The following is an 8,539-nucleotide window of genomic DNA, read 5'->3' on the forward strand; positions in this document are numbered from 1 at the left end:
GGACACCGCGTGAAGAGATCTTGTGCGGTCTGTTCGCGGAGGTACTGGGCCTGGCACAGGTAGGCGTCGACGACAACTTCTTCGAACTCGGCGGGCACTCGATGCTCGCCATGAGGCTGATCGGCCGCATACGGGCCACACTCGGCCTGGAACTCGGCATCCGAGACCTGTATCGCAACCCCACTCCTTCCCGACTTCTCGGTGCCGGGCTCAACGGTGGTGCGGGCACCGAACTCGACGTGCTGATGCCACTGAGGCCGGGCACCGGTCGCGCTCCGTTGTTCTGTGTCCATCCCGCCTCGGGCCTTGCTTGGAGCTACCTGCCGCTCGCTCAGGCCCTGCCTGCCGGAACACCGGTCTACGGCCTGCAGACGCCTGGCCTCACCGAGGACACCACAGCTCCCGTCGACTTCGACGTCCTCTTGATGCAACTCCTCAGTGAGATAAGGCGGGTACAGCCTGCCGGACCGTACCGGCTCCTGGGTTGGTCACTCGGCGGCAACATCGCCCAGGCATTGGCCGCCCGGCTGCAGTCCGAGGGGGAAGAGGTCGACTTGCTCGTACTCGTGGACTCCTACCCCGGCGCGGAGTGGCCCTGCCCGGGCTACGCCACACCGGCCCAGTGGGACGAGTTCGGCATTCTGGTCACACTTGCCGCAGCGCCCGTTGACGCAGCGGAAGGTGAGGCTGACTTCGCCGGCCTGCTCGAGAGGCTGCGTTCGAAGGTCCTGGCTGACCTTCCCCTCGGCGCCGGCACCCTGCAGCGGATGATCACAGCCGGTGTGAGCACCAGTCGCCTGGCAGCCGCCTGGACACCCCAGAGGTTCAACGGCCGGGTCTTCTACTTCGCCGCGACAGAGGGGCGCACCGAACTGAGTCCGAATCCTGTGTCCTGGCAGCCGTACATCGACGCGCTGGACATCACAGAGCTCCCGTGCGCCCACGAAGAAGTCATGAATCCCGAACCCCGTGAGCGGATCGTGCAGGCATTGACCGCGGCTCTGCATGAGTTGCCGCGCCTCTGATCGCTCCGTACTCCGCGCGCCCATGCGCGTGCGCTCTTATACCGGAAGGTATTGATTGCAGTGAATGATCTGGACGGACAGTTCCGTGGGGGCGAATCCCACGAGCCGTTGCGCACTCGGTTTACGGGACAGCTCCTGTCTCCGGGGGACGCCGGATACGACGACGTCCGCCGAGTCTGGAACGGGATGCACGACCGGCGCCCGGTCCTTATTGCCCGCTGCCTTACCGCAGCTGATGTTAGTGCTGCCGTACGTTACGCGGGCACGGCTGGTCTGCCCGTTACGGTCCGTGGCGGGGGGCACAACGTCGCCGGGACCGCAGTCGGCGACGATGCCTTGATGATCGACCTGTCTCTGATGCGGGCCGTCACCGTCGAGCAAGATGCCGAGATAGCTGAGGCCGAGGGTGGCTGCCTCCTCGCTGACGTAGATGCCGCGACCACCCCTCACGGACTTGCCTGCCCGGCGGGCGTCGTGTCGCACACCGGCCTTGCCGGTCTCGCGCTGGGCGGCGGATACGGCTGGCTGGCCCGCAAGTGGGGTTTGACCTGCGACCACATACTGGCTGCGGAGGTCGTTCTGGCAGACGGCACCATCGTGCAGACAAGCTCCGAAGAGAACCCTGAGCTTCTGTGGGGTCTGCGTGGAGGTGGCGGCAACTTCGGTATCGTTACCCGCTTTCGGCTGCGGCTGCGACGGGTCGCCACCGTCCACCACCAGGTCGGTGTCTACCCCCTTGCCAAGGCAACACGGGCCCTCGCCGAGTACCGTTCATTCGCCGAGAGCCAGCCCGCGGATATGCACGCGGTCGGCTGCATGAAGATCGCTGGGACACAGGATTGGATTCCCAGCTCCCTGCGGGGCAAGCCCGCCCTGTTTCTGACCACGGTTTGGCTCGGCGCTCTGGAACAGGGCTCCCATGCAGCCTCCGGTCTCTTCGATAAGGCTGTTCCTGCTGGCTCCCTGTCCCGTCAGCTGACGTACGCGGAGCTCCAGGCGCTCGGTGACCACGGCGAACCCCACGGGAACCGCTACTTCACCAAGTCCTGCTACCTCGAAGACATCTCGCCAGAAGCCGCAACAGCGTTCCTCACTGCGGTGCAGGACGTCAAGTCCCCCTTGTCTTCAATTGACTTCGAGTACCTGCGCGGAGAAATCACCGGGGTCCCGGATTCCGAATCGGCCTTCCCGCGCCGCGAGGCGCCCTACATCTACACGGCGTCCGCGCAGTGGACCGACCCTGCACACGATGCCGAGAACATCGCCTGGACCCGCCGCAGCGTGCAGGTCCTAGAGCCTTGGCACTTTGGCGGTTCCTACGTCAACTACGTCCAGGACGAGCCGGCGGCGAACGTGCGCGAGGTCTACCGAGAGGACCGCTACCGCAAGCTCGTGGCCCTTAAGTCTCGCTACGACCCCGCCAACCTCCTCCGCAGCAACCAGAACATCGTGCCGGCCCGCGCCGAATAGCACGTCAGGAAGGAATAACCCCATGTACCAGTCCTCAGCCCTTCGCCCGACCGTCACCCCGCCGCCCGTGCTGGCCAGCAACGAGCCGGGCTCCTTCCTGGAAGCTCTGCGCTCGCCCTGGTACGGACTCGTGGGCGATCTTCATGACGTCTTCGTCACCACGACGACGGATTACGCCCGCTCCCGCGGGCTGAAGAACCTGCATCTGCCACTCACGACCCGTACAATCACCTGTCCCACCGCTCTGGGCAGCGACGCCGAGCCGGTCCCGGTGAAGGTCCTCGGCGTTGACACCTACCTGCCAGATTCCATGCAATTCATGCTGGAATACGGCTGCCGCATAGCACCGGGCGGCTGTTACACCATCATGCCGTCGTTCCGTGGTGAGGAGCCGGACGAGACGCACCTCAACCAGTTCACCCACAGCGAAGCGGAGATCCCCGGTGGGCTGGACGAGCTCATCGACTACGTCAATGGATACGTGAAGGCACTGGCCTCGGCGATCCTGGAGCAGCAGGGAGACCGGCTCGCCGCCGCCCGGGGAGATATCACCCACCTGGAACGGATGGCCGGCAGGTCCGAGGCGTTCGAACAGATCACTTTCGAGGAGGCCATCCGCCTGGCCGGGGACGTCGAGGGCTGTGTCCGGGACGAGGGCGACTGGCGCACACTCACCCGCAAGGGCGAGAAGCTCCTCATGGAGCGCGTGGACGAATTTCTCTGGGTTCACCACTTCGACAGCCTCAGTGTCCCCTTTTACCAAGCGTTCGGTGACGACGAGGCACGGACCGTACGGGCAGCCGACCTCTACTTCGGCCTGGGTGAGATCGTCGGGTCGGGTGAGCGCCAGTCGGATGTCGGGCTGCTTCGCAAGTCCATTGCGCTGCACGGGGTCAGCGAGCAGGACTATGAGTGGTATGTGCGCATGTGCAGCGAGATGCCGATGCAAACGGCAGGCTTCGGCATGGGCGTGGAGCGGTTCCTCATGTGGGTCCTGAACCATCACGACATCCGTGACATCCCGCTGGTCTCCCGGCTGAACGAGCCCCAGGCGTGGCCGGACGCAATCGTGCGCCCGTAGCACAGCATGTATGCCGGAGCTCTACTGTCAGGTGACGACCCGGATGCTGGGTACTGGGCGGAGTCGGACGCTCGCGCCCGGCTCCGGCGCGACAGCACACGTGAGGGACCGCAGTCCGAGAGGCCCCTCCCTCATGAGCGATAGGTGAATGACCCGTGACGAACCACTCCTCCCCTCCACCACGCAAGGCTCTCTGGGGCGTGCTAGCTCAGCGGGACTTCCGGTTGCTTTGGCTGAGCAATGCGGTGACCGGCCTGGCCAAGGGCGTCACCGGCGTGGTGCTGCCTCTGATTGCTCTGCTCAACCTCTCTGCGAGCCCCTTCGAGGTCGGTTTGCTCGCAGCAGCGGTCTGGCTGCCTTGGCTGGTCATCGGTCTCCCGGCGGGGGCCTGGGTCGATAGCAAGAGCCGTCGACCGATCATGATCGCCTGCCATGCCATCTCAGCGGTGCTCTTCGCGAGCATCCCCGTCGCTTGGTGGCTCGACATCCTGACGTACGGGCACCTGCTGGTGGTTGCCCTACTCACAGGCACCACCACGGTGCTCTTCCAGACGGCTTACAACGTCTACCTGCCGACGGTCCTGCCCAAGGAGGACCTCATCGAGGGGAACGCCAAACTTCAGGGAGCCGAGGCAGCAACCCGGATCGCCGGACCAGCTCTCGGCGGTGGGCTGGTGACGGCTCTCGGCGCGGCCACCGGCCTCCTCATCGAAGTCCTGTCCTGCCTCTTCTGCCTGGTGTGCATCCTACTCATCCGCAGTCGGGAGCCTGCCAGAGCCAAGCAGGTGAGTAAGGAACCGTTCACGCGTCAGATCGCCATCGGCTTGCGGTTCGTAGTCAAGGATCCGTATCTGCGGCCCATCATCACGTACGGTGCCGTCGTCAACCTGGGGCTCACTGGCTACACAACCATCCAGATCGTCTTCCTCGTGCAGTCCGTCGGCGTGGATGCCTCTGTCGTCGGCGCCCTCGTCGCGGTCGCCGGGCTCGGCGGCATCCTGGGATCGCTGATCGCCCGGCCCCTCGGGCGGCGCTTCGGTACCGCCCGCAGCGTCGTGGTGTGCCAGCTGGCAACTGGTCCCTTCGTTCTTGTCTCTCCCCTCACCACGCCGGGAGCGGGCCTGATCTTCTACTGCGTCGGCACGTGCATGCTCATCGCCGGGATTGTGTCCTGCAACGTCGTCCTCGGCAGCTTCAGGCAGGCATACTGCCCGCCGGTCCTGCTGGGCAGAGTGGTGGCCACCAGTATGTTCGTGCTGCACAGCACGATCCCAGTCGGCGCGCTCCTGGCCGGCGTCCTGGGTGACACGGTGGGCCCCCGCGCGACCATGTGGATCATGGCGGCGCTGATCGCTCCCTGTGGGCTCATCCTCCTCCTGAGCCCCATGCGCCGACGGCGTGACCTGCCCAGCGAGCCAGCCAGTGCACCACACCCCGTACACGCGGCCGGATAAGCCCGTCCACAGGTCGACTCGTTCGAGAAGGTCGAGAGAGTGCAAGAGAACACAACAATCCCGATCCGGTATTACAAGGAGCTCGGCTCTTGGGTCGTGTCCGACAAGGACACGGCTCGGGCCGCGCTCGGCCAGTCCGCCCTGTCGTCGCGGACCGCGGACGGAGGTAGCTATCTCCCGGACGACATGAAGGAGCAATGCGCCGAACTCCTGGACGTTCTCAGCCGGTGGTTCGTGCTGCTGGATGGTGAGCAGCACACCGCGGCCCGCCGGGGCGTCCAACGAATGTTTTCGCCCGGCCGGATCCGCAAACTCCAGGAGTCGATCGAGGAGATCGTCGAAGACGCCCTCAACGAGTTTCCTCAGGAGGGCATCGGCGACGCCATGCCTCAGCTGGCCGGGGTGATCTCAGCGCGGACGATGGCGTTGATGCTGGGGTTGGAGAAGACCGATAGCGCCCAGCTGCACGGCTGGGCCCGGGCCATCGCAGACTTCTTGGCCGCCTCCTACCGGCGGGACTTCGCTGTGCGCGCACAGGATGCCCTGCGCGACATGGGGGAGTTCGTGAAGAACTCCGACCGGGCAGACAGCATCTGGAACTCCACCTCGGGCGACGATCGGGACCGCCTCGCCACGTGCTCGCTGATGCTTTTCGGCGGACTGGAGACGACGGCCGCGCTCATGGGCTTCTCCCTCTGGTACGTCATCGAGAACGGCCTGATATCGGTGGTCGCTGACGAGGCCAACGCCACTGAGACGGCCGAGATCGTTGAGCGGGTCCTGGAACTCCACCCTCCACTGGGCCATGTCGCCCGTACGGCGGAGAAGCGAGTGGAGATGAACGGACAAGCGATGGCCCCCGACGATCTCGTTTTGGTGTCCCTCACAGGGCACGACCCATTCGACCCACCGGCCTGCCCGGCGCACCCGGCGCCCCACACAGGCGGAGGGCGCCGTACAGACCACCTCGCGTTCGGTCATGGGATGCACTACTGCATGGGTGCCCCCCTCGCACGCATGGAGGCAACAGCACTGCTGACCCAATTCACCCAACGGTTCCCCGATGCTCGTGTGCAGGACCTGACATGGAGCAAAAACCGGACCTACCGCGGGTTCGACCACCTGAACATTCGTCTCTCAGCATGCGAAGTGGAGTAAACACGCCATGGGGCCAGATATCGTCAAGCTCCTGCCGGATTTTGATGTCTCCCCCAGAGCTGTTCACTCTGGGGGCGAGCGCTTCAAACCTCAGGCGACCTACAGTAAGGGAGAGATCACCCATAGCCTCACGGACGGCTGGCGTGTTCTTCCACCCGCAGGGTGTGCCGAGCCCCTTGAGAACCGACGCCGTACGGCTTCATCTGCATCAGCGGTGTATCGGCGTAGTTCACGAGCCCGGGACCGCCGGGGTTCGTGCGCTTCGGGTCCCCGCAGTAACAGGGGCGGTCCATTACATGAAGCTGGAGCCGGGTGCGGCGGTAGGCGAGCACACCGACGGGCACTACGAGTCGGCACTGGTCCGCGTGGGTAAGCAGGAGTACCGGCCGCTGTGCTGGGCCGAGGAACGCACGATGAAGTTCGAGATGGCAGACGGTATTCCACAGATCTTGTTCCGTTACCGGCATGGCAGCTATCAGACCGACACCGACCGGAACTGTGGCCTCGGCCAGGACCAACTGTGAACTCAAGGAGAGCAGAATCCATGACATCCGCAGAGCGGGACCAACCCATACTGAACATGGGGGTAGACCGCTACGCCTTGCGTGCCTGCCGCAAGCACGCCGACCAGACTGTCGCGGTATGTGGCCCGGAGCCCTGGGATTTCGGCCCTCATATCCCTGAGGACGGCGTCCGCGTGGTGCGTGCAGACGATCCCGGGCACCCGGAGTCGGTCCTGGCCGCACTACACCGGGCCGGCCTGAAGGACACCCATTTTGCTGGCGTGCACTCCGGCGACGACTGGACGTTGATGAACGCGGGAGTGATCTCCCGGCTGCTCGGATGCAGCGGTATTGATCCCGATGTGGCCCTCTATTTCCGGGACAAAGCGCTGCAGAAGCAGAAAATCCGTGAAGCAGGCATCAGTACCGCGCCAACGGTCGTCATCGAGGACATCCGCGATGTCAGCAGTCTGCAAGACGCAGACTTCAAGCGGTCCGTGATCAAGCCCATCTCTTTCGGAGGCACGGGCTACACCTCCACCGTTACCGACTTCGATGGCCTCAGCGCTGTCAGCCGCAGCATGCGGGACCGGAACATTCCTAGGCGCACATTCTTGCTAGAAGAGTTCGTGGACGGTGACGAATGGGTCGCTGACGGTGTCGTCTTCGAGGGAGAGCTGCTCTTCCTGGCACTCGGGAAGTACGGCGAACCATGCTTGAACGCGTTGACCGAGCAGCGAGCGGTGTGGGTGCGCCGATTCGACCCGACCCAGGAGTCATGGGCCTACGAGGCGGCACGACCCTTGGTGGAGGCGTCGCTGTCGGCCCTGGGCCTTTCGAGCGGTGTGTTCCACATGGAGCTGTTCCACAATCCCGTGACCGGACAGTTCACCTTCGGCGAGTGCGCCGCCCGACGCGGTGGCGGGCTGACCCAGGAAGTAGTCCTCTTTAAATTCAACGTGGACCTCGCCGAGTGCGGAGTTCTCTGCTCTCTAGGCCGACGTCCGGAACTGAACGTCAAGATCCGTCCGGAGGCAGCAGGCCACACTCACTTGCTGGGCAGGCCGGGAACGCTCATCAGCCACCCCTCGGTGTCCGAGGTGATGGAATTGCCCTATGTCGAATATGCTCGATTCGAGCATCCATTCGGGACCTCGTTCCCGGAGGCGATTGAATTCGTCGGGCAGAGTCTGGGGCTCATGGTTGTCAAGGCCGACTCCGTTGACGATTTTGCATCACGGGTGGCTGACCTCCAGCGGTGGGTGGACGAGCGTCTGATCGTCGCACCCCCGGGTATGCCGTTCCGCGAGCACCGCGAGTGGCATGAGCAGCTGTGGCCCGAGCAGGCGAAACTTGGCGGCTCTGTCTACGAGCCCCCAAGTGCATGAAGTCACTGCCTTGCGTAGTACCTCGCGGATTGCCGGGCACTGTCTCCGCGCACGCTGACGGAGCCTTGCTCTCGTAGGCCATCGTCTGTTGGCGGAACATGCGCTGCGCCCTAGGGACTCAGCGGGAGTGATCGTACTGAGTGCAACTGATGGAGTGTTGGCCATTGCTTAGGGCCGAACTCGAGGCGGCCGTTGTCGGGGGTGATTGGCGATTGCGATGCCCCCGACAACGGGCCTTGCGGACGGATTCGTCGGCATCATCGGGCCGATCCTGGCCTGCCCGGTTTTCCCTACATCGCCGTCCAGATCACCACCAGCCACCCCAACGGCAACCTCTAGAAATACGATCACGTCGGTACCTGGCTCTAGGGCCTGTATCTAGTTGTGATCAATGAGTGGTCCGCGCGAGGTCCTTGATCCAGATCATGGAGGCGCGGAGATGGAGTCCGGCGAGGTAGCT

General features: G+C 64.4%; 7 protein-coding genes. All 7 read left to right on the top strand.

Translation table 11 applies throughout. From position 1 onward, the window contains the following. The coding region (locus tag ACFYSH_RS33855; RefSeq protein ID WP_388757708.1) for an alpha/beta fold hydrolase at positions 1-1,025 on the top strand (1,025 nt) is incomplete at its 5' end. Positions 1,026-1,211: 186 nt separating this feature from the next. Continuing rightward, positions 1,212-2,495, top strand: a complete 1,284-nt coding sequence (locus tag ACFYSH_RS33860; protein ID WP_388757726.1) for an FAD-binding oxidoreductase — start codon at positions 1,212-1,214, stop codon at positions 2,493-2,495. 22 nt (positions 2,496-2,517) lie between these two features. Then, positions 2,518-3,576 carry an amino acid--tRNA ligase-related protein gene (locus tag ACFYSH_RS33865; protein ID WP_388757711.1) on the top strand — a complete coding sequence of 353 codons (1,059 nt, stop codon included), beginning with the start codon at positions 2,518-2,520 and terminating at the stop codon, positions 3,574-3,576. Positions 3,577-3,731: 155 nt separating this feature from the next. Then, positions 3,732-5,030, top strand: a complete 1,299-nt coding sequence (locus ACFYSH_RS33870) for an MFS transporter (RefSeq protein ID WP_388757714.1) — start codon at positions 3,732-3,734, stop codon at positions 5,028-5,030. 96 nt (positions 5,031-5,126) lie between these two features. Continuing rightward, on the top strand, positions 5,127-6,188 hold the full coding sequence (locus ACFYSH_RS33875; RefSeq protein ID WP_388757717.1) for a cytochrome P450: 1,062 nt from the start codon (positions 5,127-5,129) through the stop codon (positions 6,186-6,188). A 296-nt stretch (positions 6,189-6,484) separates the two neighbouring features. Further along, positions 6,485-6,712 (top strand): hypothetical protein, encoded by a 228-nt coding sequence (locus tag ACFYSH_RS33880; protein ID WP_388757720.1) that lies wholly within the window; start codon positions 6,485-6,487, stop codon positions 6,710-6,712. A 20-nt stretch (positions 6,713-6,732) separates the two neighbouring features. Then, on the top strand, positions 6,733-8,079 hold the full coding sequence (locus ACFYSH_RS33885; RefSeq protein ID WP_388757723.1) for an acetyl-CoA carboxylase biotin carboxylase subunit family protein: 1,347 nt from the start codon (positions 6,733-6,735) through the stop codon (positions 8,077-8,079). The last annotated feature ends 460 nt before the right edge of the window (positions 8,080-8,539 follow it).

Source organism: Streptomyces sp. NPDC005791 (genome assembly GCF_042871485.1).
In the GTDB taxonomy this organism is placed as follows: Bacteria; Actinomycetota; Actinomycetes; order Streptomycetales; family Streptomycetaceae; genus Streptomyces.